Annotated in this window: 22 protein-coding genes and 2 pseudogenes; 11 read left to right on the forward strand and 13 right to left on the reverse strand. The window is 62.4% G+C overall.

Translation table 11 applies throughout. The annotated features are described in order from the left end of the window. Positions 1 to 33 precede the first annotated feature (33 nt). Positions 34 to 873 carry a UTP--glucose-1-phosphate uridylyltransferase GalU gene (gene galU / locus AC3IYG_RS10460; RefSeq protein WP_489313670.1) on the forward strand — a complete coding sequence of 280 codons (840 nt, stop codon included), beginning with the start codon at positions 34 to 36 and terminating at the stop codon, positions 871 to 873. 138 nt (positions 874 to 1,011) lie between these two features. Here galU and AC3IYG_RS10465 read toward each other — a convergent pair whose 3' ends face one another. Further along, a complete protein-coding gene (locus AC3IYG_RS10465; RefSeq protein ID WP_489313671.1) occupies positions 1,012 to 1,434 on the reverse strand; it encodes a VOC family protein in 423 nt (140 codons plus the stop codon). 94 nt (positions 1,435 to 1,528) lie between these two features. On the opposite strand from AC3IYG_RS10465, the gene gorA reads away from it, so the two are divergent. The 3 genes from gorA to AC3IYG_RS10480 are packed head-to-tail and all read left to right on the forward strand — an operon-like array spanning position 1,529 to position 3,904. Then, positions 1,529 to 2,887 (forward strand): glutathione-disulfide reductase, encoded by a 1,359-nt coding sequence (gene gorA / locus AC3IYG_RS10470; protein ID WP_489313672.1) that lies wholly within the window; start codon positions 1,529 to 1,531, stop codon positions 2,885 to 2,887. A gap of 7 nt (positions 2,888 to 2,894) precedes the next feature. Beyond that, complete coding sequence (locus tag AC3IYG_RS10475) at positions 2,895 to 3,518, forward strand: trimeric intracellular cation channel family protein (RefSeq protein WP_489313673.1); 624 nt, start codon at positions 2,895 to 2,897, stop codon at positions 3,516 to 3,518. A 2-nt stretch (positions 3,519 to 3,520) separates the two neighbouring features. Further along, on the forward strand, positions 3,521 to 3,904 hold the full coding sequence (locus AC3IYG_RS10480; RefSeq protein WP_489313674.1) for a VOC family protein: 384 nt from the start codon (positions 3,521 to 3,523) through the stop codon (positions 3,902 to 3,904). A gap of 20 nt (positions 3,905 to 3,924) precedes the next feature. Here the strand turns inward: AC3IYG_RS10480 and AC3IYG_RS10485 are convergent, their stop codons facing one another. From AC3IYG_RS10485 to AC3IYG_RS10505, 5 genes and pseudogenes are all read right to left on the reverse strand, one after another. Next, on the reverse strand, positions 3,925 to 4,392 hold the full coding sequence (locus AC3IYG_RS10485) for a copper chaperone PCu(A)C (protein ID WP_489313890.1): 468 nt from the start codon (positions 4,390 to 4,392) through the stop codon (positions 3,925 to 3,927). A gap of 59 nt (positions 4,393 to 4,451) precedes the next feature. Then, a complete protein-coding gene (locus tag AC3IYG_RS10490; protein WP_489313675.1) occupies positions 4,452 to 6,812 on the reverse strand; it encodes a tetratricopeptide repeat protein in 2,361 nt (786 codons plus the stop codon). A gap of 423 nt (positions 6,813 to 7,235) precedes the next feature. After that, positions 7,236 to 7,676 (reverse strand): annotated as a pseudogene (locus AC3IYG_RS10495) (transporter); the annotation flags it as partial. 185 nt (positions 7,677 to 7,861) lie between these two features. Further along, positions 7,862 to 8,125 carry a MoaD/ThiS family protein gene (locus tag AC3IYG_RS10500; RefSeq protein ID WP_489313676.1) on the reverse strand — a complete coding sequence of 88 codons (264 nt, stop codon included), beginning with the start codon at positions 8,123 to 8,125 and terminating at the stop codon, positions 7,862 to 7,864. After that, positions 8,125 to 9,258, reverse strand: a complete 1,134-nt coding sequence (locus tag AC3IYG_RS10505) for a WD40/YVTN/BNR-like repeat-containing protein (protein ID WP_489313677.1) — start codon at positions 9,256 to 9,258, stop codon at positions 8,125 to 8,127. Before AC3IYG_RS10505 ends, AC3IYG_RS10500 begins: the two co-directional genes overlap by 1 nt. Before the next feature lie 280 nt (positions 9,259 to 9,538). Here AC3IYG_RS10505 and AC3IYG_RS10510 point away from each other — a divergent pair, with 280 nt between their 5' ends. Then, entirely contained in the window at positions 9,539 to 9,877 is a 339-nt protein-coding gene (locus AC3IYG_RS10510; RefSeq protein WP_489313678.1) for a carboxymuconolactone decarboxylase family protein, read from the forward strand. A gap of 83 nt (positions 9,878 to 9,960) precedes the next feature. Here AC3IYG_RS10510 and AC3IYG_RS10515 read toward each other — a convergent pair whose 3' ends face one another. From AC3IYG_RS10515 to AC3IYG_RS10540, 6 genes are all read right to left on the reverse strand, one after another. Next, positions 9,961 to 11,535: an amino acid permease gene (locus AC3IYG_RS10515; protein ID WP_489313679.1), complete on the reverse strand. Its 1,575-nt coding sequence runs from the start codon at positions 11,533 to 11,535 to the stop codon at positions 9,961 to 9,963. Between the two features lie 211 nt (positions 11,536 to 11,746). Next, a complete protein-coding gene (locus tag AC3IYG_RS10520) occupies positions 11,747 to 12,907 on the reverse strand; it encodes an iron-containing alcohol dehydrogenase (RefSeq protein ID WP_489313680.1) in 1,161 nt (386 codons plus the stop codon). A 2-nt stretch (positions 12,908 to 12,909) separates the two neighbouring features. Next, positions 12,910 to 14,298, reverse strand: coding sequence for an aldehyde dehydrogenase family protein (locus AC3IYG_RS10525; protein ID WP_489313681.1), 1,389 nt, complete (start codon positions 14,296 to 14,298; stop codon positions 12,910 to 12,912). A 10-nt stretch (positions 14,299 to 14,308) separates the two neighbouring features. Then, positions 14,309 to 15,682 (reverse strand): glutamine synthetase family protein, encoded by a 1,374-nt coding sequence (locus AC3IYG_RS10530; protein ID WP_489313682.1) that lies wholly within the window; start codon positions 15,680 to 15,682, stop codon positions 14,309 to 14,311. A gap of 316 nt (positions 15,683 to 15,998) precedes the next feature. Next, complete coding sequence (gene fusA / locus AC3IYG_RS10535; RefSeq protein WP_489313683.1) at positions 15,999 to 18,101, reverse strand: elongation factor G; 2,103 nt, start codon at positions 18,099 to 18,101, stop codon at positions 15,999 to 16,001. 225 nt (positions 18,102 to 18,326) lie between these two features. Next, positions 18,327 to 19,490 carry an MFS transporter gene (locus AC3IYG_RS10540; protein WP_489313684.1) on the reverse strand — a complete coding sequence of 388 codons (1,164 nt, stop codon included), beginning with the start codon at positions 19,488 to 19,490 and terminating at the stop codon, positions 18,327 to 18,329. Positions 19,491 to 19,869: 379 nt separating this feature from the next. On the opposite strand from AC3IYG_RS10540, the gene AC3IYG_RS10545 reads away from it, so the two are divergent. Both AC3IYG_RS10545 and AC3IYG_RS10550 read left to right on the forward strand, forming a co-directional pair. Next, positions 19,870 to 20,106: a helix-turn-helix domain-containing protein gene (locus AC3IYG_RS10545; RefSeq protein WP_489313685.1), complete on the forward strand. Its 237-nt coding sequence runs from the start codon at positions 19,870 to 19,872 to the stop codon at positions 20,104 to 20,106. Next, complete coding sequence (locus AC3IYG_RS10550) at positions 20,103 to 21,356, forward strand: type II toxin-antitoxin system HipA family toxin (protein ID WP_489313686.1); 1,254 nt, start codon at positions 20,103 to 20,105, stop codon at positions 21,354 to 21,356. The genes AC3IYG_RS10545 and AC3IYG_RS10550 overlap by 4 nt, the downstream gene beginning before the upstream one ends. Positions 21,357 to 21,461: 105 nt before the next feature. On the opposite strand, the pseudogene AC3IYG_RS10555 reads toward AC3IYG_RS10550, so the two are convergent. Further along, positions 21,462 to 21,551, reverse strand: a pseudogene (locus tag AC3IYG_RS10555) (IS3 family transposase); the annotation flags it as partial. A 46-nt stretch (positions 21,552 to 21,597) separates the two neighbouring features. On the opposite strand from AC3IYG_RS10555, the gene AC3IYG_RS10560 reads away from it, so the two are divergent. The 4 genes from AC3IYG_RS10560 to AC3IYG_RS10575 all read left to right on the forward strand — a co-directional run bounded on the left by AC3IYG_RS10560 (position 21,598) and on the right by AC3IYG_RS10575 (position 24,439). Next, positions 21,598 to 21,717, forward strand: a complete 120-nt coding sequence (locus AC3IYG_RS10560) for an integrase core domain-containing protein (protein ID WP_489332209.1) — start codon at positions 21,598 to 21,600, stop codon at positions 21,715 to 21,717. A gap of 360 nt (positions 21,718 to 22,077) precedes the next feature. After that, a complete protein-coding gene (locus AC3IYG_RS10565; RefSeq protein WP_489313687.1) occupies positions 22,078 to 22,674 on the forward strand; it encodes a cytochrome P460 family protein in 597 nt (198 codons plus the stop codon). An 893-nt stretch (positions 22,675 to 23,567) separates the two neighbouring features. Next, complete coding sequence (locus AC3IYG_RS10570) at positions 23,568 to 23,786, forward strand: tautomerase family protein (RefSeq protein WP_489313688.1); 219 nt, start codon at positions 23,568 to 23,570, stop codon at positions 23,784 to 23,786. Then, a complete protein-coding gene (locus AC3IYG_RS10575) occupies positions 23,783 to 24,439 on the forward strand; it encodes a DsbA family oxidoreductase (RefSeq protein ID WP_489313689.1) in 657 nt (218 codons plus the stop codon). Before AC3IYG_RS10570 ends, AC3IYG_RS10575 begins: the two co-directional genes overlap by 4 nt. The last annotated feature ends 32 nt before the right edge of the window (positions 24,440 to 24,471 follow it).

The following is a 24,471-nucleotide window of genomic DNA, read 5'->3' on the forward strand; positions in this document are numbered from 1 at the left end:
ACAAAAGTACGACCCCCTTCTTCAAGGACTCACATGATCAAGAAATGCTTGTTCCCGGCTGCTGGTTACGGTACTCGCTTCCTGCCAGCGACAAAGGCCATGCCCAAGGAAATGCTGCCGGTGGTGAACAAGCCGCTGATCCAGTATGGCGTTGAGGAAGCCCTTGAAGCGGGCCTGTCGGAAATCTCCATCGTCACCGGCCGCGGCAAGCGCGCGCTGGAAGACCATTTTGACATCAGCTACGAGCTCGAGCACCAGATCAAGGGCACGGATAAAGAGAAATACCTGGTAGGGATTCGTCGCCTGCTCGACGAGTGCAGCTTCTCTTACACCCGTCAGGTGGAAATGAAAGGCCTCGGCCATGCGATTCTCTCGGGCCGCCCGTTGATTGGCGATGAGCCCTTTGCCGTGGTACTGGCGGACGACTTGTGTGTGAACCTCGAAGGTGACGGTGTGCTGACCCAGATGGTCAAGCTCTACAACCAGTTCCGCTGCTCGATCGTGGCGATTCAGGAAGTGCCGATGGAAGAGGTTTCCAAGTACGGCGTGATCGCCGGCGAGATGATCCGTGACGACATCTACCGTGTGAACAGCATGGTCGAGAAGCCGAAACCCGAAGATGCGCCGTCCAACCTGGCGATCATCGGCCGCTATATCCTCACCCCGGACATCTTCAAGTTGATCGAAGAAACCCCGCCGGGCAAAGGCGGTGAAGTGCAGATTACCGACGCGCTGATGAAACAGGCCCAGGACGGTTGTGTACTGGCCTATAAATTCAAAGGCCAGCGGTTCGACTGCGGCGGCGCCGAGGGTTATATCGACGCGACCAACTTCTGCTTCGAGAATTTCTACAAAACCGGCAAGGCATTCTGATCGAGCCGCCTGCAGAACCGAAAGCCACCTGCGGGTGGCTTTTTCGTTTCCATACATGCACACCCACCGCGGCTTTCACGCGGGCCAACGGTGGGTTACGCCAGAGGCTAACCACCCTGCAACTGTTAGTCCGCGTTATCAGGGGATCGGCATCGCCTCGGAACCTGGCCCCAGCGGTTGGCCATAGCTGAACTCGACATAGTTGCCGGCCGGGTCGCGCAGGCCACAGTAGTAGCCGACCGGGTAGGGCTCCTCGCGCGGCGCCCAGATCAGGCAACCCGCCGCCTGGGCCTGCGCGGCGATCGCCTCGACCTGTTCGCGGCTGTCGACGGCGAAACCGAAATGGCTGTAATCGTCGTCGGCCAGGTGTCGAGCCAGGCCGCCGGGCATGATCACGAAAATGAACTCGTGTTCCTTGCCGGACTCGGCCATCCAGACAATGCGCGAGCCTTTGCCGGCGCGCTCATGGATTACCCGCATCGCGCAGAACTCACTGTAGAACTGCACGCAGGCCTCCAGGTCAGGAACGTGCAGGGCGAGATGGGTCAGTGTGCGGCGCATGCTTTTACCTCCTGACGTTTTACCCTGAGTTTAGGCCCAGGCGCTGCGCCGGTGGGTGATTGCGGTATGCTTGCGGCCTGATCAGGAGACTCCCATGACTTACGACTTCGACCTTTTCGTGATTGGCGCCGGCTCCGGTGGCGTGCGTGCGGCACGCTTCGCGGCGGGCTTCGGCGCGCGCGTGGCGGTGGCTGAAAGCCGCTACCTGGGCGGCACCTGCGTGAATGTCGGCTGCGTGCCGAAGAAGTTGCTGGTCTACGGTGCGCATTTCGCCGAAGACTTCGAGCAGGCGGAGGGTTTCGGTTGGTCGCTGGACACGCCGCGCTTCGACTGGGCCACGCTGATCGGCAACAAGAATCGCGAAATCCAGCGTTTGAATGGCATCTACCGCAATTTGCTGGTGAACAGCGGCGTCACCCTGCTGGAAAGCCATGCGCGGCTGCTGGATGCCCAGCATGTGGAAGTCGACGGCCAGCGCTTCAGCGCCAAGCATATTCTCATCGCCACCGGCGGCTGGCCGCATATCCCCGAGATTCCCGGCCACGAGCATGCGATCAATTCCAACCAGGCCTTCTTCCTCAAGGCACTGCCCAAGCGCGTGCTGGTGGTGGGCGGTGGTTATATCGCCGTCGAATTCGCCTCGATCTTCCACGGCCTGGGGGCTGAAACCTCGCTGTTGTATCGCGGCGACTTGTTCCTGCGCGGTTTTGATGGGGCGGTGCGCAACCACCTGAAGGAAGAACTGAGCAAGCGCGGCATGGACCTGCAGTTCAACGCCGATATCGAGCGGATCGACAAACAGGCCGATGGCAGCCTGCAGGCGACCTTGAAGGACGGCCGCGTGCTGCACACCGACTGCGTGTTCTACGCCACCGGCCGCCGTCCGATGCTGGACAACCTGGGCCTGGAGAACACCGCTGTGCAACTGGATAAGCGCGGTTTTATCCAGGTCGATGAGCAATTCCAGACCAGCGAACCCTCGATTCTGGCCCTCGGCGATGTGATCGGCCGCGTGCAGTTGACGCCGGTGGCGTTGGCCGAGGGCATGGCGGTGGCGCGGCGCTTGTTCAAGCCGCAGGAGTACCGTCCGGTGGATTACGTGCATATCCCGACGGCGGTGTTCAGCCTGCCGAATATTGGCACCGTGGGCCTCAGCGAAGAGCAGGCGCGCGAGGCCGGGCATGAGATCAAGGTGTTCGAGAGTCGTTTCCGGCCAATGAAGCTGACGCTCACCGAGTGCCAGGAGCGCACCCTGATGAAGCTGGTGGTGGATGCCAGGACCGACCGTGTGCTGGGTTGCCATATGGTTGGCCCGGAGGCGGGGGAGATCGTCCAGGGCCTGGCCGTCGCGCTGAAAGCCGGGGCCACCAAACAGGTGTTCGACGAGACCATCGGGGTTCACCCAACGGCCGCCGAAGAGTTCGTGACCATGCGCAGCCCCATCGCATCCTGAGGCCGCCATGGAACTTCTGTTCTACCTGAGCGACCTGTTCGGGGTCGCAGTGTTTGCAGTTACCGGGGCCTTGATGGCCGGGCGCAAGTCCATGGATCTGTTCGGGGTATTGGTGATCGCCATCGTCACCGCCCTGGGTGGCGGCACCTTGCGCGACGTGATTCTGGACAACCACCCGGTCAGCTGGATTGGCGATGACCGCTACATCCTGGCGGCCTCGCTGGCCGCGGTCGGCACGGTGATCTGGGTGCGCCTGACTCAACCGATTCACGAGAAAGGCCTGCTGATTGCAGATGCCTTCGGCCTCGCCGTGTTCACCGTGTATGGCACCGAGGTGGCGCTGCGGCATGACGTACCCCTGAGCGCGGCGGTGATCATGGGCGTGATAACCGGCGTGGCGGGCGGCGTGATGCGCGATGTGCTGTGCAATGAAATCCCGCTGATCTTCAAGAAAGAGATCTACGCCACCGCCTGCATCGTCGGTTCGCTGGTGTTCATCGCTTTGCTGCAGTTGGCCGTGCCCCATTGGCTCGCGACCGGTATCGCCATGCTGGTGGTGCTGTTGACGCGGCTGGCGGCGATTCACTGGCACCTGTCCCTGCCGCGGTTCCATCTGCTGACGCGGGATTGAACATGATCGAGCGGCTCGACCATCTGGTGCTGACGGTTGCCGATATTCCCCGCAGCGTGGCGTTCTACCAGCGTGTGCTGGGCATGCGCCATGAGGTCTTCGGCCAGGGCCGCAGTGCTCTGGCGTTCGGTCAGCAGAAGTTCAACCTGCACCAGGTCGGGCAGGCGTTCGAACCGAAAGCAGCCATGCCGACGCCGGGCGCTATCGACCTGTGCTTGGTCACGGGCTGGTCGATGGCGGCGCTGCAGGCTCACTTGCAGGCGCAAGGCGTGGTCGTGGAAGAGGGGCCGGTGATGCGCACCGGTGCGCTGGGGCCTATCGAATCGCTGTACTTTCGCGACCCCGACGGCAACCTGATCGAAGTCAGCCGTTACCCCGAGGCGTAACGGCTGGCCCGGGTGGTTGCTCAGTGGTTGGCGTGTTCGTCCGCTGTCGGTGCCTGTGCTTCGATGGCCACCTCGACCTCGACTTTGCCTGCCTTCTCGAACAGCAGCGTCAGCGGGAAACGCTCGCCGGCCACCAGCGGCTTGGCCAGCCCGAACAGCATCAGGTGATGACCGCCCGGCGCGAACTTGGCTTCGCCACCGGCGGGAATGCCGATTGAGTCCAGGCGCTGCATCTTCATCACTTCACCCAGTTGCACGGTGGTGTGCAACTCGGCCTTCGCCGCTTGCGCCGTGGTGGCGCCAAGCAAGCGGTCCTCCGTCTGCCCCTGGTTATGGATGACGAAATACACCGCACCCGTCGGGGCGTTGGGCGGTAATGCGCGCGCCCACGGGTGGGCGACATGCAGCTCACCGGCGGTGTAATCGTGAGCGAACGAGACGCTGCACACCAGCGCCAGCAATGTCGAAGTCAGCAGCCGTACCCGCATCATGGTGGTCTCCTTGCGGTCAGTAACGAAGTCGCGACGGCCTTTGCCTGAAGTGGCTTTCAGCGCGGTTGCAACTGTGGGTCATCCGGGTTCTGTTGTTCCAGCTCGGCCTGCAGCACCTGAACTTTCTGCATCTGCCCGGCCTCATGCCAGTAGCTGATCAGCGCCAGGCGCGCACTGCGGTTGTTCGGTTGGCGCTTGAGCATATCCTCCAGCTGTTTGCGCGCTGCCTCCTGTTGACCACTGTCGTGCAGGGCAATGGCCAGCACATAGCTGTATTGCGGACTCGCCGGCTCCAGTTCGGCGGCTTTGCGCAGGGCGAGCAGGGCTTTGTCGCGTTCGCCGCGGCGGACCAGGGCGAGGCCTTGGGTGTGCTGCAGCAAGGCTGAGTCCGGATGCCGCGCGAGGTTTTCTTCCAGTAGTTGCCGCGCTTCATTGGCGTGGCCTTGCGCGTCCAGCAGCTGTACCAGGGTAACCACGGCTGGCAGGAAGTCCGGGTTGCGCTGCAGTGCGTCGCGCAACGCGGGCTCGGCCAGCGCGGTACGGCCCGTGTATTGATAGAGCATGGCCAGGTTGAGATTGGCTTCGGCGCGCGCCTTGAGGCTGTTCTGCACCGCTTCGTATTCGCCGATGGCCGGCTGCCAGAGCGCGCTGATCGGTGCACGGTCCTGCTCCGCAAGCTGCGCCAGTTGCCAGGCGGCAGCGATACGGACGGCGCGTACCGGGTCACTGAGGCGTGGCGTGAGCAGCCCGATTTGCTGCTGCGCCGCACTGAGGGCGGCGACCACCTCGATCGCGGCTTCGCGAACCTGTGGCGCGCTGTTGTTCAACGCCACAGCTGCCAGCTCCAGGGAGCGCTGGCTCGGGTAGTTGGGTAGCTCAACCAGCAAGGTGGCGCGTCGAATGGCTGGCAGGTCGCTGCGCTCCAACTGCTGCTTGAGCACCCGTGCCGCGCCGGGCAAGCCATTGCGCGCCTGGTGCAGGGCGTCGGCATAACCACCATCGCGGATTGCCGTGTCGTCGTACCAGCGCTTGAACTGCTGGGCGACCTTGCTGCTGGCGGTTGCCTTATGGCAACCGAGACAGGCATCGGTGCTGCCGAGTTTCAATGCGTGAGCCGGATTGGGAATGCTGAAGCTGTGGTCGTGGCGATAGTCATTGACCATGTACAGCTTGCCCGGCATATGGCAATCGACGCATTGCGAGCCCGGCTGGCCGGCCTTGTGCTGGTGATGCTCGGGCGAATCGTAGTTCTTGGCCTGCAAGCCGCTGCCGTCGATGCCCTTGCGCGCGGGTTTGCCCGCCGGGTTGTGGCATTGCAGGCACACGCCATTGCCAGGCGCTTTCAGTTGGTTGCTATGGGGGTTGTGGCAATCGCTGCAGGTCACGCCCTTGGCGAACATCTTGCTCTGGGTGAAGGAGCCATACTCGAAGACTTCCTCTTTGATCTTGCCGTCGATCTCGTAAAGCTCGGGGGTGAGGGCGCTGGGCAGGTAGTCGTCCATCAGCCGGTTCTTGTGCTGGAAACCATCCCCCAGCGGCGCGCGCCGCGCATGGCAGCGGCCACAGGTTTCGACCTGGGTGGTGGCATCGGTCTTGAGCAGCGACAGGTCGAAGCCTTTGGCGGTTTGCGGGTCTTTTGCCGGCGTTGGCGCAGCACTCCATTGCAGGTGTTTGGACGCCGGCCCGTGGCAGCTCTGGCAGCTTACGCCAAGGCTCTGCCAATGGCTGGCGAAGGTGTTGCTCTTGGCCTCGAAGTTACGTTTGAAATCGCTGGTATGGCACTCAATACACATGAAGTTGGCGTTCTGGCTGGGTTTACTCCAGTGCAGGTCGTCCTTGAAGTCGACCTTCTGCCCCGGATACAGCTCGAACCACTGTTGCTTCTGCGTATCCCAGGCAACGCCCGACGCCTGCAACCGCCCGCCGGGCAACTCGATCAGGTACTGCTGCAGAGGCTCGATGCCGAAGGTATAGGCGACTTTGAAGTCGGTCACTTTGCCGTCCGGCCCAGGGCTGTTGATCCAGTACGCGCCATCGCGCTGGCTGAAACGCGTCGTTTCTGCTTCGCCTTTGAAGGTCGTGGCGTTGAAGTTGCCGAGCACGTTGCCGCTGTCGGCCGGAAGCATGGCCAATTGGTGGTGTGAACCTTGCCAGTCCTTTACCTGCTCGCTGTGACAGTTCTGACACTGGGCTTCATCGACAAAACTTGCCGGTGTAGCGATGGGCTTGACCGCTTGTTCGGTGGCCACGCTGGCGGGTGCAAGCACCGCCAGTGGCGCGCTGCGCTGGAGAAACAGCCAGATTGCCAGTGTCGCCAACAGCAACAGGCCGGCAAGCACCAGGTAGAGGTAATTGAAAGGGCGTTTGGCGGGTGCAGGCAGAGGAGCGGTTACAGGTTTTTTCTTATGCTTCGGCATGCAGACTTCCGATGTTCTGACGAGCGCATTTCACGGGTGCATCCAGCTTCAGCGAGGTTGGGCGAGCTGTCAAATAACCGCTGTCGGTAACGGTTAGGTACGCCGGCTAAGTACGGATGAGGTTGCTGGCAGCAAACTCGATAAGGCACCGGCTGCCACCCCCTGGTGAGCCGTGTCGCCGCAAGCGTTGGGATGATTTGTTTTTGTCCCGCGTGGCTTGCGCTCAACCGCTAGCGGGGCAATAGCCTTGAGGGGCCCGTACAGAAACATAAAAATCGAGGCTCCCATGGTTGCCCGTCGTTCCACCTTTGCCTTGAACAAGATCGCGTCTGGTTGGTTGATTGCACTATTGCCCTGCGCGGTCTTCGCCGCCGAGCCATCGTCCAGTCAGGTAGCCAGTGCTGAAACCGCGAGGAAGAACTAGGAGAGGAAGGTTTCCGGCTGCCAGGTGGCGAACTCCTCCTTGGTCACTGCCGGGCCGCCGAAAATATTACTGGCGAACACGGCCGTCACATCACCCATGCCGCCGTTGTCCTTTTCAAAATTGAGGAATTGGGCGTTATCAAGCTTGGCCGTGCCGTCCGCATAGGGAATCAGCAACTGGAAGGCGGCGTTGCGGCCAGCGAGATCGAAGCTGCGGGCCAGGCGCAGGATGTAGATGTCAGCATCCACCGAGAGCCCGTCCACCGGAAAGGAACTGTCGACCGGGGTGTTGGAATTCACCAGGTTCCAGTAGCCGAAAACCATGTTCAGGTCGATCGGCAGGTTCTGCCAGTCGCCGGCGTTGTCGGCCAGCGCCAGGCCGGGGTAAAGCAGGGTTGTCGAGAGTGCGGGCGATGACCATTTCCAATCAACCCTAACCATGGGAAAAAGTTTCTCCCTGAGCCAAAGCGCCCTATACATCGACAAGGACGCCAACTGGGGCGGGCTAGAGCCCTCCCTGAAGTGGTTCTTTAGATAGGTACGATAGTCAAGGTTGTTCAGATTCGCCTGGTTAGATGTAAAGCTTTTGCTTCACGGCGCTTTGAGAGCAATTGTGCCTAAGCGCGTCAACCACCCGAGAGCGCGGCGACCAGTACTACCTCAGCCCCTGCAGGCAGTGGGGCGCTTATCTGTCGCTCGATTTCGCCATTCACGAACAACTTGAAGTGCGGACGTAGCGCACCTTGTTCGTCGATGACACGAAAACGCAGACCGGGGTAGCGTGCGTCCAGTTCGACGAACAGCGCCGCGAGTGTCGGCGCGTCCGGCAGAGTCAACTCGGCGACCCCGCCGGTATAGCTCTGCACGTGGGTGGGTAGATGCAGCACCATCAGCCGGCCTCCAACGCGTAAATTTCCGGCAGATGACGCACCAGGCAGGTCCAGGACTCGCCTTCGTCCGCGCTGCCCCAAACCTCGCCGCTGCTGGTGCCGAAGTAGACGCCAACCGGGTCGCAGCGATCCACGCTGAGGGCCTGGCGTTTGACGTTGAACCAAGCCTGCTCGGCAGGTAGCCCAGCGGCCTGCCGTACCCAGGATTCGCCACCGTCGCGTGAGCGGTAGAGCGCCGGCCGCCCCAGCGGCGACACGCGCGGCCAGACGTCGCTGCCGTCCATGGGGAACAGCCACAGCGTATCCGGGTCACGCGGGTGCAGGCCGACCGGAAAGCCGATGTCATAACGCACCCCGTCCGGCGCCGGCAGGTTGGCACCGATGTCTTGCCAGGTCTCGGCCGGCCGGTCGAGACGGAACACCCCGCAGTGGTTCTGCTGGTACAGCCGGTCCGGGGCGGCGGGGTGCAGTTGCACGCAGTGCGGATCATGGCCGTATTCGTGGTAGCCGCCAGGCGCGGGCGCGGGCATGAAGTCGGCGCGCACGCCCCGGTTGAGCGGGCGCCAGGACTCGCCGCGATCGCTGGACTCGAAGGTGCCGCCGGCGGACAGGCTGACGTACAGGTGCCGGGCATCGCGCGGGTCGACCAGGATGGAGTGCAGCTTGGCGCCGCCGGGCGGCCCCTCGTTCGGATCGCCGGCCCAGGCGCGGTAGCTCGGGTGCTGGTTGAAGCCATCCACTCCGGCCCAGGTGCCGCCGCCGTCCGTGCTGCGAAACAGGCCTTGCGGCGTGCTACCGGCGTACCAGACGCCAGGCTCCGAGGCATGGCCGGGTGTCAGCCAGAACACATGATCGAGCACCCGGCCGTTTGGCTCGGCGGGGAAGGCCGGTGGCGTTTGCGCTTCCTGCCAGGTTTCGCCGCCGTCGGTCGAACGGAACACGGTCGGCCCGAGGTGGCCGGTACGGGCCGCCGCCAGCACCACGTCGTGGGCGCGTGGGTCGGTGAGCGCGTGATGGACGATGTGCCCCAGAAAGTGTGGCCCGGACAAGTCCCAGCGCTGCCGCGCCGTTGTGCCGGACAACCGCCACAAACCTTTGCGCGTGGCAATCCAGAGGTGGATCGAGGCACTCATGGCAGCGCTCTCCTTGGCAAGGATCTAACTCGGAGAATTCTAGGTCACGAATACGGAGAACCTGTGACTTCCCGACTAGCGTCAAGCCGCATGACGAGTGGCAATGCGGGTTGAGCGCAGGTATCCCCGGCGGTTCATACTGATTAGCGGCGGACACATGGCTATGACTGTTTGGCCGCGGGGCAGAACTGATGGCCGGGATGCTCCGCATTTTTGGCTCAAGAGGGATTGCGCGGCGAAGCGGCAATCCTCGCCACGCGTTCAACGCGAGGAGGTACACATGCAAAGGCAAAGCGATGACAGCCGATATCAGCGCCTAAAACAGCGGTATCCGGAATACTTTGGCGCCATGGAGGCGCTGGGTATGGCGGTGCGGCATGCCGGCCCGCTGGACGAAAAGCTCATCCAGTTGGTCCAGCTCGGGGCCGCGGCGGCCATCCGTTCCGAGGGTGCAGTCCACAGCCATGTCAGACGGGCACTGGCTGCGGGCGCTACGGCAGAACAGATCCATCACAGCTTGATCGCACTCACCAGTACCATCGGTTTTCCGACCGTGGTGGCCGCCATGAGTTGGGCGGACGACGTGATTGGCAGTGCCAACGAGCCTGTCCCCGAGTAAGGGCAACAGGATTCCATGCAATGAAACGGGGTGCGCTGCACCCCGTTTGCCACGCTCTGTCGTAGGCGAGTGTCGCTCGCCGTTCAGACCGAACGCTTGCCCGTTTGTTGATTCAGCGCCGCTTCCGCCGCGGCGATCTCCGCCTGGCGTTTGTTGATCACTTCGCCCACCGGTGGGCCCTGGAAACGTCGCGCTTCAAAGGCGAACCAGACAATGGCCGTGAGGATCAGAAAACCGATGGTGATATACAGCGCCCAGTCGTTCGGCGGCTGGATGCCGATGACGAAGATCAGCACCATCGAGAGGATCGACAGGACAGCGAACAGCGAGAACAGCCCGCGCCCCAGGTTCCACGGCCCCATGCTCGGCCACTTCGCAGTCCCGTAAGTGAACAGACCGAGCACGATGGGAATGATGAAGGAGAAGAACAGGAAGATCACCGTGCAGGACACGACAATGGTGTACACCGGCGTTTCGCCGACCGATACCAGGGACGAGCCCCAGACGAACAGCACGGCGAGAATGGCGCCGGTCCAGATCGCCGCCACCGGGCTGCGATGGGTCGGCGAGACGCTAGCCAGGGCTTTCGAGAAGGGCAGGCCGCCGTCACGCGAGAAGGCGAAGATCATGCGCGAGACGGAGGTCACGGTCGCCAGCCCGCAGAGAAACTGCGAGATGAAAATCGCGACGTAAAGCGCCATCTTGAGGGTCGGGTTGACCTGGGTATCCATCGCCCAGAAGAACACGTTCCAACCCTGTTTCGCCGCCTCGTCCATGTTCGGCAGCATGAGCACGAAGGAGCAGAGCATGACCCAGCCGAACAGCAACGACCAGACCACCGACATGACCATGCCACGCGGCACCGAAACGGCCGCCTGGCGGGTTTCCTCGGAGGTGTGGGCGGAGGCGTCATAGCCAGTGATGGTGTAGATCGGCAAGAGCAGGCCGAGCAAGAAAATCCAGCTGTTCGAGACTTGTGGCCAGACGTTGCCGCCGGCCTCGCCGGAATAGTTGCTGAAGGTCACCAGCCGGGCGAATTCATAGCTGGGTGCCGCCATCAAACAGACGACAGTGAGGGCGATGGCCGTGGCGAAGATCAGGTAGCCCGAGAAGTCGGTGAGCTTCGCGGTCAGGCCGATGCCGAAATGGTTGCACAGCGCCTGGATGCCGGTCAGCACCGACAGGAACGCGATCCGTGTGGTGATGGTGTCTTCCATTCCCAGGGCCGGTCCGAAGGCGCCGAAAAAGAAGTAGTAGGTGCCGACGTTGATCGCGCCGAGCACGGTCACCAGCCCCAGCAGGTTGAACCAGGCCGTCAGCCAGCCGGTGAAGCGGTTGCCGAGAATCGAGCCCCAGTGATAGAGACCGCCAGCGGTCGGGTAGGCCGAGGAAATCTGCGCCATGGCCATGGCGAACACACCGGAAATCAGACAGCCGATCGGCCAGCCGATGCCGATGGCCGCGCCGCCTGCGCCCGAGGTGCCCTGGGCCAGCGAGTTGATGCCGCCAGAGAGGATGCAGATGATCGAGAAGGAAATGGCAAAGTTGGAGAAGCCGCCCAAGCGCCGCGAGAGCTCCTGGGCATAGCCCATGCTGTGCAACAACTTGACGTCGTCGTCTTGTGGCGCGGTGGCGCCGGGTTGGTTTACTGGACTCATAATGTGTGCCCCTTAGTAGGTGTTGATCCACATTTAGTCGCGTTGCCGAATGGGCTGGCTTCGCCTCTAGCTGTTACTCGACGCCTTGTCGTACTGCTCCTGTCTCTAGAACCGGTTCACTATCGATTGCACGACGATCCTGAATCGGCTCTTACGGCTAAAACCCATCCATGTGCTGCCTTCAAACCTCCGCCATGGACAGCTGCTTGCACTACAGGCGGCCGTGGTAAGCCGCACGGAAAATTTCGGCGACGCCTTCGCGCGTCAGGGGCAGTGGGTTACCGGCGGCGGAAGGGTCGACGATGGCCATCTCCACGATCAGATCCGCCTGGCGACTATCGACACCCAGATCCGGCAGCGTATGGGGCACGCCGATATCCTTGCGCAGCTTGAGAACGAAGGCCATGAAACTGTCGAAGCCCGGTGACGGCAGGCGCAGGTAGGCCGCCAGCCGGGTGATGCGTTCTTCGATGGCCGAGCGATTGAACATCAAGACGTAGGGCATGAAGGTGGCGTTGGTCATGCCGTGATGGGTGTCGTAGAGGGCACCCACCGGGTGCGAGAGTGCATGCATGCCGCCCAGGCCTTTCTGGAATGCGGTGGCGCCCATCGCGGCGGCGGCCAGCATCTGCGCCCGCGCTTCAAGGTCGCCCGGGGTGCGCACGGCCCGCACCAGGGCATTCGCCACCAGGCGTATGCCTTCTACGGCGATGCCGTCGGCCAAGGGATGGAAACCCGGCGCGCAGTACGCCTCCAGGCAATGGGCGAAGGCATCCATGCCGGTGCCGGCGGTGATTTTGGCCGGCATGCCGACGCTCAGTGCCGGGTCGCTGATGACCACGCGCGGCATCATCTTGGGATGGAAGATGATGCGTTTGGTATGGGTGAGGTCGTCGATGATCACCGCGGCGCGGCCCACTTCGGAGCCGGTGCCGGCGGTAGTCGGCACGGCGATGATCGGGGCGATGCCGGCTTCGTCTGCCCGCGTCCAGTAATCGCCGATGTCTTCGAAATCCCATACGGGCCGGGTCTGGCCGCTCATGAAGGCGATGAGTTTGCCCATGTCCAGGCCGCTGCCGCCGCCGAAGGCGACCACGCCATCGTGTCGGCCGGCGCGGTAAGCGTCGAGCCCGCCCGCCAGGTTGGCTTCGACCGGATTGGGCTTGAGGTCGGAAAACAACGCAACGCCAAGGCCGGCGCCGCGCAGGGCGTCCAGTACCGCCGTGGTGATCGGCGCATGCGCCAGGCCACTGTCGGTGACCAGCAGTGGTCGTTGGATGCCCTGGCTGCGGCAGGTCTCGGCCAGTTCGGCGATGCGCCCGGCACCGAAGTGGATGGCGGTGGGGTAGTTCCAGTTGGCGGTCAGGACCATGTTCAGACCTCGTGGCGCAGGTGGAAGGATTTAGGCCGGGTCAGGGTTTCGTAGCCCAGCCGCGACAGCGTTGCGCCACGCCCGCTGTTCTTCACCCCGGTCCAGGCCAGGCCCGGGTCCAGGTAGTCGCAGCGGTTCATGAACAGGGTGCCGGTGGCGATCTCGTCGCCCAGGCGTTCGGCTGCATCGAGGTCCTGGGTCCAGATGGAGGCGCTGAGGCCGAACGCGCTGTCGTTCATCAAGGCGATGGCTTCGCCGTCGCTGGCCACCGGCATGATGCCGACCACCGGGCCGAAGCTCTCATCGCGCATCAGCGACATCCGGTGGCTGACATCCACCACTACCTGGGGTGCGAGGTAGGCGCTGCCCGGCGCATCGGCGGGAAAGTCTTTTGGCTCGATCAGCACCTTGGCCCCCTGCGCCAGCGCTGCGGCGATCTGCCCGCGAACGAATTCGGCGGCCCCCGGGTTGACCAAGGGGCCGAGTGTGGTGGCAGGGTCCAGCGGGTTGCCGAGTACGTATTGGCGGGTCAGGGCGACGAAGCGTTCGACAAACGCCGGGTAGATGCTTTGGTCGACGTAGATGCGCTCAATGGCGCAGCAGCTTTGCCCGGAGTTGAAGAAGCTGCCATCCACCAGGTTTTCCACCGCGTGCTCCAGGTTGGCATCGGCCCGCACGTAGGCCGGGTCTTTGCCGCCGAGCTCCAGCCCGAGACCAAGGAAGCGACCTGTGGAGGCGGCTTCCATCGCCTTGCCGGCCCCTACCGAGCCGGTGAAGTTCACCTGTTGCACGCGCCCGGAGGCGATGAGCGCGGCGGTCTGCGCATGGTCGAGCAACAGGTTCTGGAACAGACCCGCGGGCAGATGGGCGCGGCGCATAGCCTCGGCGAAACGTTCGCCGACCAACAGGGTTTGCGTGGCGTGTTTGAGGATCACGCTGTTGCCCGCCATCAGCGCCGGAATGATCGAATTCACCGCCGTCAGGTAGGGGTAATTCCAGGGCGCGATGACCAGTACGCTACCCAGCGGTTCGCGTTTGATATGCCGGCGAAAACCGGCGATGGGAGAGGGTTCGACGGCGGCCAGGGCCTCGGGCGCGATGGCGATCATGTGTCGGGCGCGTTCTTCGAAGCCGCGCAGTTCGCCGGCACCAAAGCGCACCGGGCGACCCATCTGCCAGGCCAGTTCCGGCACGATTTCGGTGCTCATGGCCAACATCGCGTCCACGGCGGCGCTGCAAAAAACGGCGCGCTCGGCCAGTGGCCGACGGCGCCACTGTGCCTGGGCGGTGGCCGCCGCCGTCAGCGCGGCATCGATCTGCGCCGCGTCTGCACCAGGGCGCTCGGCATAGACCCGGCCGTCGACCGGTGAGATGAGCTGAATCATCGCCATCAAAAGTGCCTCAATAGCGCTCGAAGCCGCGCTGCAGTTCCCAGTCGGTTATCCGCCGGTCGTACTCTTTCTGCTCCCATTGCGCGGTATGCACATAGTGGTCGATCACTTCGTCACTGAATGCTTCGCGCAACATGGTCGAGGCCTTGAGTGCAGCGCAGGCATCGCGCAGGGTCTTGGGTACTTGCGGCAACTGCTCATCGAGGTAGGCATCGCCCTCGAACGGCGCGGCGAGGCCGAGCTTTTCGTCGATGCCGGCCAGGCCCGCAGCGATCAGGGCCGCGAAGGCCAGGTAGGGGTTGAGGTCGGCACCGCCGATGCGGCACTCGATGCGGATGGCCTTGCTGCCTTCGGCGCACAAGCGAAAGCCCGCGGTGCGATTGTCGCGGCTCCAGACCGCCCGCGTCGGCGCAAAGGTGCCGGCCTGGAAGCGCTTGTACGAGTTGATGTAGGGGGCGAGAAAACAGGTGATGTCGGTGGCGTATTTGAGCTGGCCGGCAACCCAGGAACGCATCAGCTTGGACATGCCGAACTCGGCCTTGGGGTCATAGAACAGCGGCTTCTTGCCGTTCTTGTCCCACAGCGAATTGTGGATATGGCTGCTGGAGCCGGCCAGGTCATAGCGCCACTTGGCCATGAAGGTGATCGCCTTGCCCTGCAGCTGTGCGATCTCTTTGCAGGCGTGCTTGATGATCACGTGGTGGTCGGCCATAGTCAGGGCATCGGCATAGCGGATGTTGATCTCTTCCTGGCCCGGCCCCCATTCGCCCTTGGAGTTCTCCACGGGTATGCCGAAGGCCTGCAAATGCTTGCGGATCGCCCGCAGCACCGGCTCCTCGCGGGTGGTCTGCAGGATGCTGTAATCCTCGATGTAGTGGCTGGCCGTTTTCGGTTGGTGGTAGTTGCGCTCGTGGATCGCGGCGTAGCTCTCGTCGAACAGGTAGAACTCCAGTTCCGAGGCGAACATGCCGGTGTAGCCACGCTCGCGCAGGCGCTCGATCTGTTTTTTCAGGATCGCCCGCGGGCTGTGGGGCAGGTCTTGACGGTGGTGGTGATCGAGTACGTCGCAGAGCACCAGCGCCGTGCATTCCAGCCACGGCACGCGGCGCAGGGTGGTCATGTCGGGTTTCAGCACGAAATCGCCGTAGCCTTTGCTCCAACTGGCTGCGGCGTAACCCGGCACCGGTTCCATGTCGATGTCGTCGGCCAGCAGGTAGTTGCAGCAGTGCGTTTCCTCATGACCGCTGTCGAGGAAAAACTCGACCTGGAAACGCTTGCCGACCAGGCGCCCCTGCATGTCGACCATGCAGGCGAGTACGGTGTCGATCTCGCCGCTGGCGGCGGCACGCTTGAGTTCATCGAAGCTGAGTAGCGGCTCGCTCATGACATCAGTCCTGAGAAGCTGCGCACAATCCGCTGCACCGCGCGCGGGTCGTGAACAGCCTCTACGCGAAGTGGTTCGCGGTGGAGGTGCCGGTCGGGAGGGCTCCAGGACTGCTGAACTTCGTGTTGGAAACGTTCCAGTGCCGACGCTGTTGTTCGCTGCCAAAAGCTTAGCCTATTGCGGCACTACGCAAGTCTCGACCACCCAACAGCCGCGGCTGCCGTGCCGTTGGAGCTGTTGGGCGCAGGCAGGCAGCTTCTTCAGTGGCGAGCCAGGCACTGTTGAGCGGGCGTCGAGCGTCAGCGTGCGGCGCGGTTCAACCGAGCTTCTTGATGATGGCGTCGGTGATGCTCGGCGGCGCCGGGGCATACCGGATGAACTCCATCGAGAAGCTGGCGCGGCCCTGGGACATGGAGCGCATATCGGTGGCATAGCCGAACATCTCGCCCAGCGGCACCTCGGCGCGCACGATCTTGCTCGCGGCACGGTCTTGCATGCCTTGGATCAGGCCGCGGCGACGGTTGAGGTCGCCCATGATGTCGCCCATGTATTCCTCGGGCGTCACCACTTCGAGCTTCATCATCGGCTCCAGCAGCACCGCATCGCTTTTGTGCGACAGCTGCTTGGTGGCCATGGAGGCGGCGATCTTGAAAGCCATCTCGCTGGAGTCCACGTCGTGGAATGAGCCGTCGAATACCGCCGCCTTCAAACCCAGCAGCGGGTAGCCGGCGAGCACGCCGTTCTTCATCTGCTCCTCGATGCCTTTCTGGATGGCCGGGATGAATTCCCGCGGAATCGCGCCGCCCACCACTTCGTTGCTGAACTGCAGCCCTTCCTGGCCTTCGTCGGCCGGCTCGAAGCGTATCCAGCAGTGACCGTACTGGCCGCGTCCGCCGGACTGGCGGACGAATTTGCCCTCGATTTCGCAGGTCTTGCGGATCGCCTCGCGGTAGGCCACTTGCGGTTTGCCGGTGTTGGCCTCGACACCAAACTCGCGGCGCATGCGGTCGACGATGATGTCCAGGTGCAGCTCGCCCATGCCGGAGATGATGGTCTGCGAGGTTTCTTCATCGGTCTTGACGCGGAACGAGGGGTCCTCCTGGGCCAGCTTGCCCAGGGCGATGCCCATTTTCTCCTGGTCAGCCTTGGTTTTCGGTTCCACGGCGATGGAGATCACCGGCTCGGGGAAGTCCATGCGTTCGAGGATGATCGGCTTGTTCAGGTCGCACAGGGTGTCTCCGGTGGTGACATCCTTCATGCCGATCAGCGCGGCGATGTCGCCGGCGCGCACCTCCTTGATCTCGGCGCGGGCATTGGCGTGCATCTGCACCATGCGGCCGACCCGTTCCTTCTTGCCCTTGACTGAGTTGAGCACGGCATCGCCGGAGTTCAGCACTCCGGAATAGACGCGGATGAAGGTCAGGGTGCCGACGAAGGGGTCGCTGGCGATCTTGAACGCCAGCGCCGAAAAGGGTTCGTTGTCATCGGGATGGCGCTCGTCTTCACGCTCCAGGTTGTCCGGGTGCACGCCCTTGATCGCAGGAACTTCGGTGGGTGCCGGCAGCAGCTCGACCACCGCATCGAGCACCAGCGGCACGCCCTTGTTCTTGAACGAGGAACCGCAGACCGCTGGCACCACCTCGCAGGACAGGGTGCGTTGGCGCAACCCGGCCATGATCTGCTGGTTGCTCAGCTCGCCGCTTTCCAGGTACTGGTCCATCAACTCGTCGTTGGCCTCGGCAGCCGCCTCGATCATGTTCGCGCGCCACTGCTCGGCTTCATCGCGCAGCTCGGACGGAATATCCTCCTCATGCGAGGTCATGCCCTGGTCGTCTTCGCTCCAGTAGATGGCCTTCATCCTGATCAGGTCGATCTGCCCGTGAAAATTCTCCTCCTGGCCTATCGGCAGTTGGATCGGCACCGGCGTATGACCCAGGCGCTGCTTGATTTGTGCGACCACACTGAGAAAGTTCGCACCGGCACGGTCCATCTTGTTGACGTAGGCGATGCGTGGCACATGGTACTTGTCGGCCTGGCGCCACACGGTTTCCGACTGCGGTTCGACGCCATCGGCGCCGCTGAAGACCACCACGGCGCCATCCAGCACCCGCAGCGAGCGTTCTACCTCGATGGTGAAATCGACGTGCCCAGGGGTGTCGATGATGTTGATGCGGTGTTTGTCCAACTGCTTGCGCGAACCGCTCCAGAACGCCGTGGTCGCCGCCGAGGTGATGGTGATGCCGCGTTCCTGTTCCTGCACCATCCAGTCCATGGTCGCGGCGCCGTCGTGTACCTCGCCCATCTTGTAGTTGACCCCGGTGTAGAAGAGGATCCGCTCGGTGGTGGTGGTTTTTCCGGCATCGACATGGGCGACGATGCCGATGTTCCGATAACGTTCGATGAGTGTCGTACGAGTCATGGTGCACCCCACGTCAAGCTCCGGGCTCGCGACACGCGATCCACGGCTGGAATAACGACACGAGCTCAAGGTTGCTGCTCGGCAGCCAGTGCGCGCAGGTGGATTGAAAGCGGCTCACGCCGCAGAGGCGCATCGCGGGCCTGCGTCTGACGCGGCGGGTGGCTGCAACTGACGGCCGTTAGAAATAAGCATATCAGCCCAGCCCCGAACCCTCTGGCGAGCCGCTCAGCGGTTGGCCTTGCTCAGACGCGGCAAGGGCCAGGCGACGAGAATGCTGAACAGCAGCAGGAGGGCGCCGAACAGCGGTAGATGCGGCAACCCGAAGTGGGCGCTGAGCCATAGCCCGCCGAGCCAGGCACCCGCCGCATTGCCGAGGTTGAAGGCCGCGTGGCTGAGGGTCGCGGCCAGGCTTGCCGACTCACCGGCCTGTTCCACCAGCAGCAACTGCAGGGGCGTGGACATGGCAAAGCTGGCCATGCCCCAGAACAGGACTATCACTAAAGTCGGAATCGACAGCGAGCCAAAGGCCCAGAGCCCGAGCAAGCACACTGCGCTGAGCCCCAGGGCCAGCGGCACGGCATGCGGAATGCCTTTGTCGGCCAGTCGGCCACCGAGCAGGTTGCCCAAGGTCAGGCCGATGCCCAGCAGCAGCAACGCGCCGTTGCTCTGATCCGCCGTGAAGCCGGTGACATCACGCAGCAGCGGGCTGATAAAGGTGAAGACGCTGAACAGCGCCACCGAGGACAGGCTGCAGACCAGCAGGGCATGCAGCACCGGACGCCGCAGGATGCCACTCCAGGCGCCGGCCGAGTGGCGCACCGGTTTGGCGCCAGCGGGCAACCAGAACACTTGCGCGAGCAGAGTGAGTAGGCCAATCGCGGCCACGGCGAAGAAGGCCATGCGCCAATTGGTGGTTTGCCCAAGCCAGGCGCCCATCGGCACGCCGAGCACGTTGGCGATGGTCAGCCCGCTGATCACCAGGGCCATGGCCGAAGCGCGGCGATGCGGCGGCGCCAGTTCCGTGGCCAGCAGCGTGGCGCAGCCGAAGAACCCGGCATGGCTGATCGCCGTCAGCATACGCGCGGCCAGCAGCCAGTGGTAATCGGGCGCCAGCGCGCAGGCCAGGTTGCCCAGGGTGTAGGTGCCCATCAGCAGGATCACCGCCAGGTGCCTGGGCATGCGCCCCATCAGCGGGCCGAGCAATGGGGCGCCGACCACGACCCCCAGCGCATAGGCGGTGACCAGCAGGCCGGCAGCAGCGAGGCTGACGTCGAGGTCCGCCGCCAGTTCAGGCAACAGTCCCATGATGATGAACTCGCTGCTGCCGACCACGAAGCCGCCAAGGGCCAGCGCCAGCAAAGGCAAAGAGAAAAGCGTGCGAGTGTCCATCGAGCGGGTAATCCAGTAGAAGAGGGTAGGCGCCCTTGAACGAGGCAGGGCCAGGGTAAAACGCGGCGCATCTTACGCACGTTCCCTTTCAACCCGCTGACAAACCAGTTGATTCAACTGTCGCAGCGGCTCATCGGGAGCCACCGCCAGGGCTGGGAAGCCCCCGCCCTGGCAATCATCGGTTGTAAAAACCGTCCGGTGCGACGCATCCAGTCATCAGCGTTTGCCCAGATCCCAGGCATTCTCCTCGCTGTATTGCGCATTATTTTCCCGATCGGGAAAATTTACTGTGCAGTCGCATGGTTTTCAGATATTTTTCCCGATAGGGATTTTTTATGCCTCTTCCTCTCATTAAGCCTCTTTTTTACGGATCGGGAAAATGAGTACAGCGCAGATGTTTTCCACAGTTGCAGAACTGGGTGTGTTGATCCGCCAGGCCCGCAAGGCCCAGGCATTGCGGTTGCAGGATGCGGCCGGACTCTGCGGCGTGAGCATGCGGTTTTTGAGTGAGCTGGAAAATGGCCGGGAAAGCTGTTCCATGGGTAGAGTCCTGCAGGTCTGTCAGACCCTGGGTATTGACCTGCTGGCCGCGCGCCGCGATGCAGGTGAGCCATGAACGGGCAGCTGCACGTCTGGCGTGGCGAACAGTTGGTCGGCGAGCTTCACCTGGAGGAGGATGGCCGCACCATGGGTTTCAGCTACGCCTCACCGCTACCGCCCCTGGCCATCTCGAACAGTCTGCCGTTGCAGGTCCCGGTATTTCCAGGGGCTGAGCGCACGGCGCACAACTGGTTCGCCAACCTGCTTCCCGAGGAGGGTTCGCGTCAGGAGTTGGTGCGGCGCCTGGGCGTGGCGGACGAGGACTATTCGCTACTGGCCGCGATTGGTGGAGAGTGTGCCGGTGCCTTGCGGCTGATCTCCGCCGGCAGCGAGGCGCCTGAGCCGGCCGGCATGCTGCCGGTGGCACAGGATCAGCTGGCGCGCTGGGCTGAAGGCACGGAGCGTTATGCGCTGTTCGAACTGGGCCGGGCGACGGCGACGCGCCTGTCGCTGGCCGGCGCCCAGGACAAAGTGCCCGTCCTTATCCGCGAGGAGGGCATGTACCTCCCGCAGGGTCGTTCGGCTTCATCGCATCTGATCAAGTTCGCGGCCAAGCCCGGGCTCATCCTCAATGAGCTGTACCTGAACCGTTTGGCCAAGGCTGTCGGCCTGCCGGTGCCCAATTGTCATGCAGGTCGCGCAGGCAAGGGGTTGTACCTGGCCGTCAGCCGTTATGACCGCAGCCTGGATGCTGCCGGCAATAGCGTGCGTCTGCATCAGGAGGACATGTGCCAGGCACTCGGATTGCCGCGCCGGCTCAAATACCAGGAGGAGGGTGGCCCAAGCCTTGGGCAGTGCGCCGAGCTGCTGCGCAGGATCACCCGAGCCCCGGCCTTGCAGGTGCGCCAATTGCTGCGCTGGCAGATATTCAATGTGCTGGCCGGCAACAGCGATGGCCACGCGAAGAACCTCTCCCTGTTGCAGGACGAGCAAGGCCGTTGGCGCTTGGCGCCAGCCTATGACCTGGTCTGCACCATGGTCCTGCCGTTCAGCCCGAGCCTCGGCTTCTCGGTTGGCGGCAATTACCATCCCCAGCAATTGCGCAGGAAGGACTGGGAGGCACTGGCGCTGGAGATGACCTTGGCACCGCCGTTCGTGCTGCGCGAACTGACAGCGATGGCCAAGGCGTTGGAACCGCTGGTTGGCAGCGAGGCATTGCGCGAGGCCATGTTGCACGCCGGAATGCAGGAGCAAGAGTGGGCGAAGCTGCAGCATGTGCGCAAACATGTCGTGCAACAGTGCCGACGTTATCAGACGCTTGCATGAGGTTGATGGGCTGCACCGGTTGGCAAGCTTGCGCCTGCTGCTGGTTGGCGACTTAAACTTCTAACCGCTGACTGGCCAATGATTGGATCGCACAACGGATAGCGAGCGATGTCTTCCACAGGGCTCACCGAACTCACGCAGGTCGTCATGGATTTTGCGGTAACCATAGACGCCGCCGCTCTCCAACCACGAGTGCCTGAACGCCAACGAGTTTCTATCGATTGACGATGCCCGTGATCGGATCGAAGCTTGGCGGCAGGATTACAACAATTTCCGACCCCACAGCTCACTTGGCAATCTGACCCCCAGCGAGTTTGCCCAACGCGGCCAGAAACAGCCCCTCAAGTCGGCCGAACTCTAGTTTAGAACTGTCGGGAAACCGGGATGACCTCAATGGGCCTCAGTTTGAGGCTTCAAGGTGTCTACGAAACTAGGGGCGATTCAATGTTATCCACCAAGCCTGACAAAGCGTTATCGCACCATTTGGTGTCTATTTAACGCTATTGATAACGGCATTGCGCCTTGCAGCTTTGGCCTACACTTGCTTACAAGTCTAACCGGCTGTCTTACGCCTTTCGTTCCCATCGACCACAAAACGAAGGAGAGGGACAATGACTTGCATTCGAGCGATTGTTGAAAACACTGCCGAATCGCTTGGATCTTCTGGCTGTGGCTATTGCGCAGCCGCACACAGGGCGTTCGGCAGGGAGGAGAGATGACCATGAATCGCCGCCTGATCGCCCTCGCCGTTGCAACCGGCCTGACCGCCATCGCAGCCGGATCCCAGGCCGAATCGCCTTCCTATTCCGAGACCTATAAGAAGTACGTCAAGCCGGACGGCACCATCACGGTACCGGAGGACTACCGAACCAAATTCACCTTCCTCGGCACCTTTAGCGTGGCCGGGGGCGACCAGGCCGGAGGCCAGGCAGAGTTTCACCAGGTGTACATAGACCCGGATTCCATTGAACAATACCGCCGCACCAAGGCATTTCCGGATGGGGCCATCCTGGTCAAGGAACTGCAGAAGGCCCGCGCCCTGGACATGACCACCGGGCACTCCTCGTCCTGGAAGGAGGACGCGGGCTGGTTCGTGATGATCAAGGACACCCAGGGCCGCTTCAAGGACAGCGGCTTGTGGGGCGACGGCTGGGGCTGGGCCCTCTTCGATGCCGCCAACCGGACCAAGCCGACCACTACCAACTACAAAGCCGAATGCATCGCCTGCCATCTCCCGGTCAAGAAGGCCGATTGGGTGCATGTCTGGGCATACCCCCTGCTCGACGCCAAGGACCGATTTGCGGATTTCAATCGGTAATATTTAGGTTGAGATGGCCCCGAAGACCCGCCCACAGACTGCTTTTTAAGGTTCTTCGCGCTTTGCCGGGTAATTGGTGTAGGGAGCTGGTAAGCGAAGCGCACCGCACCGATTGGTCAATTGACGCGAACTGGCCGATTGCAGTCAATCGCAAGGGGCCGCTTTGGATCGACAGTTGCCGGTCACGACAGGCCTGAACCGGCCAGAAGCGGCCCTTCTCAATCCGTCCTCGAGCGCCCGTTCAAGAGCGATGCGGGAATGTCCCGGCCTAAATGTTCCCCTGCCTCGATTGAACGAAAAAGTTCTACCCATTAATAAACAGGTCGTATTTCGACTACCGATGTTCGGGATTCGCTAGAACCCGATTGGCCTGGAGGACTGGAAGGCGTTGGGCGTGCCCTACCGTACAGTCGATCAGTGGTATGCAGGCGAGCAGATTTTTCAGTTTCTTCAACAAGCACCGAGTGCAAAGGGCTGAGCCTTGAACGCATGCAAGCGTCACTGGCAGCGCCTTCGTAAACACGCAGGCATCATACCGGCAGGAATTAATGCACCGACGACACGATGCATCTCCTGTCTGCATCGATGCCAAGGGTGCGCCAGCACGAGTTGCCGTTGCGGTTCCTAGGCGTGAGCGTCTGCTGTAGGGTGCCGCCGCAGCGGCCCGAATGTTCACGAGGAACACCCCGGGACAGAGTCTGCGAACGCATTGGGTCAGGCACAAGAATCTGCCTGGGAAAGTAAAGTCTTTCCCTATCTACGCCCCATCCATATTCATTACATTGCGTCACTAATGATGTTCATGCGCCCGTCTTTATCCCTCCAGAACAACGTCCTACATTCCTCTCCACTTCCTACCCATCATGTCGATGGGAGGTCACTGGAGAGTTGTCATGCCTTTTGTCAGCGTGCGCATTACCCGCGATGGCGTCACTTCGGAGCAGAAAGCTCAGGTGATCGCCGAAATCACTGAAACCCTGGAACGCGTCCTCCACAAACGCCCCGACCTGACCCACATCGTGATCGAAGAAGTCGACACCGATAACTGGGGCTATGCCGGGATAACCACCACCAAGTACCGAAAACAACTGGCGGAAGGGGGGCAGTCATGACGCCGTCCGTCACCATCGATTTCGTCTCCGATGTGGTGTGCCCGTGGTGCGTCTTGGGTGCGACGGCACTGGAGCAAGCCATCGAGAACCTGGCCGATGAAGTCTCGGTTGAGCTGACCTATAAGCCCTTCGAGCTGAACCCGGACATGCCGGCGGTCGGTGAGAATGCGGTCAAGCACTTGATGCGCAAATATGGACGCAGCGCCGAGGAAGTCGCCGCCGGCAAAGCGATGCAGATCGCTCGTGGCCAGGCCATCGGGTTCCAGTTCGATCTGGAGAAGCGCACTCACTTCTACAACACCTTTGATGCTCACCGACTGTTGTTCTGGGCGTTGCAGGATGGTCGGCAGGTCGCACTCAAGAAAGGCTTGCTGCGCGCTTATTTCACCGACGGCCAGAACCTGAGCGACCGTAAGACGCTGGTGCGTCTGGCCGCTGAAGCAGGGCTGGATGCGGAAGGTGCGCGCAAGGTGCTGGCGTCTGGTGCGTTCGCCACCGAGGTGCGTGAGCTTGAAGGGTTCTACCGCGAGCGCGGCATCAATTCGGTACCGGCCATGATCCTCAACGGTCGTCACCTGGTGTCCGGTTCGCAATCGGTCGAGTACTACGAACAGATGTTGAAGCAAATGGCACAGGCCCCCGCCGAAGCCTGATTGATCGCTTTATCAAACCCCCAATATTTGTA

The sequence above is a fragment of the Pseudomonas sp. KH_027 genome, from assembly GCF_057838565.1.

Coding starts and splice junctions, on each gene's coding strand:
- AC3IYG_RS10545 (WP_489313685.1), top strand. CDS start 19,870: ATGAGTACAGCGCAGATGTTTTCCACAGTTGCAGAACTGGGTGTGTTG.
- AC3IYG_RS10550 (WP_489313686.1), top strand. CDS start 20,103: ATGAACGGGCAGCTGCACGTCTGGCGTGGCGAACAGTTGGTCGGCGAG.
- gorA (WP_489313672.1), top strand. CDS start 1,529: ATGACTTACGACTTCGACCTTTTCGTGATTGGCGCCGGCTCCGGTGGC.
- fusA (WP_489313683.1), bottom strand. CDS start 18,101: ATGACTCGTACGACACTCATCGAACGTTATCGGAACATCGGCATCGTC.
- AC3IYG_RS10525 (WP_489313681.1), bottom strand. CDS start 14,298: ATGGCGATGATTCAGCTCATCTCACCGGTCGACGGCCGGGTCTATGCC.
- AC3IYG_RS10565 (WP_489313687.1), top strand. CDS start 22,078: ATGAATCGCCGCCTGATCGCCCTCGCCGTTGCAACCGGCCTGACCGCC.
- AC3IYG_RS10465 (WP_489313671.1), bottom strand. CDS start 1,434: ATGCGCCGCACACTGACCCATCTCGCCCTGCACGTTCCTGACCTGGAG.
- galU (WP_489313670.1), top strand. CDS start 34: ATGATCAAGAAATGCTTGTTCCCGGCTGCTGGTTACGGTACTCGCTTC.
- AC3IYG_RS10575 (WP_489313689.1), top strand. CDS start 23,783: ATGACGCCGTCCGTCACCATCGATTTCGTCTCCGATGTGGTGTGCCCG.
- AC3IYG_RS10530 (WP_489313682.1), bottom strand. CDS start 15,682: ATGAGCGAGCCGCTACTCAGCTTCGATGAACTCAAGCGTGCCGCCGCC.
- AC3IYG_RS10480 (WP_489313674.1), top strand. CDS start 3,521: ATGATCGAGCGGCTCGACCATCTGGTGCTGACGGTTGCCGATATTCCC.
- AC3IYG_RS10540 (WP_489313684.1), bottom strand. CDS start 19,490: ATGGACACTCGCACGCTTTTCTCTTTGCCTTTGCTGGCGCTGGCCCTT.
- AC3IYG_RS10510 (WP_489313678.1), top strand. CDS start 9,539: ATGCAAAGGCAAAGCGATGACAGCCGATATCAGCGCCTAAAACAGCGG.
- AC3IYG_RS10490 (WP_489313675.1), bottom strand. CDS start 6,812: ATGCCGAAGCATAAGAAAAAACCTGTAACCGCTCCTCTGCCTGCACCC.
- AC3IYG_RS10505 (WP_489313677.1), bottom strand. CDS start 9,258: ATGAGTGCCTCGATCCACCTCTGGATTGCCACGCGCAAAGGTTTGTGG.
- AC3IYG_RS10500 (WP_489313676.1), bottom strand. CDS start 8,125: ATGGTGCTGCATCTACCCACCCACGTGCAGAGCTATACCGGCGGGGTC.
- AC3IYG_RS10475 (WP_489313673.1), top strand. CDS start 2,895: ATGGAACTTCTGTTCTACCTGAGCGACCTGTTCGGGGTCGCAGTGTTT.
- AC3IYG_RS10570 (WP_489313688.1), top strand. CDS start 23,568: ATGCCTTTTGTCAGCGTGCGCATTACCCGCGATGGCGTCACTTCGGAG.
- AC3IYG_RS10485 (WP_489313890.1), bottom strand. CDS start 4,392: ATGCGGGTACGGCTGCTGACTTCGACATTGCTGGCGCTGGTGTGCAGC.
- AC3IYG_RS10520 (WP_489313680.1), bottom strand. CDS start 12,907: ATGGTCCTGACCGCCAACTGGAACTACCCCACCGCCATCCACTTCGGT.
- AC3IYG_RS10515 (WP_489313679.1), bottom strand. CDS start 11,535: ATGAGTCCAGTAAACCAACCCGGCGCCACCGCGCCACAAGACGACGAC.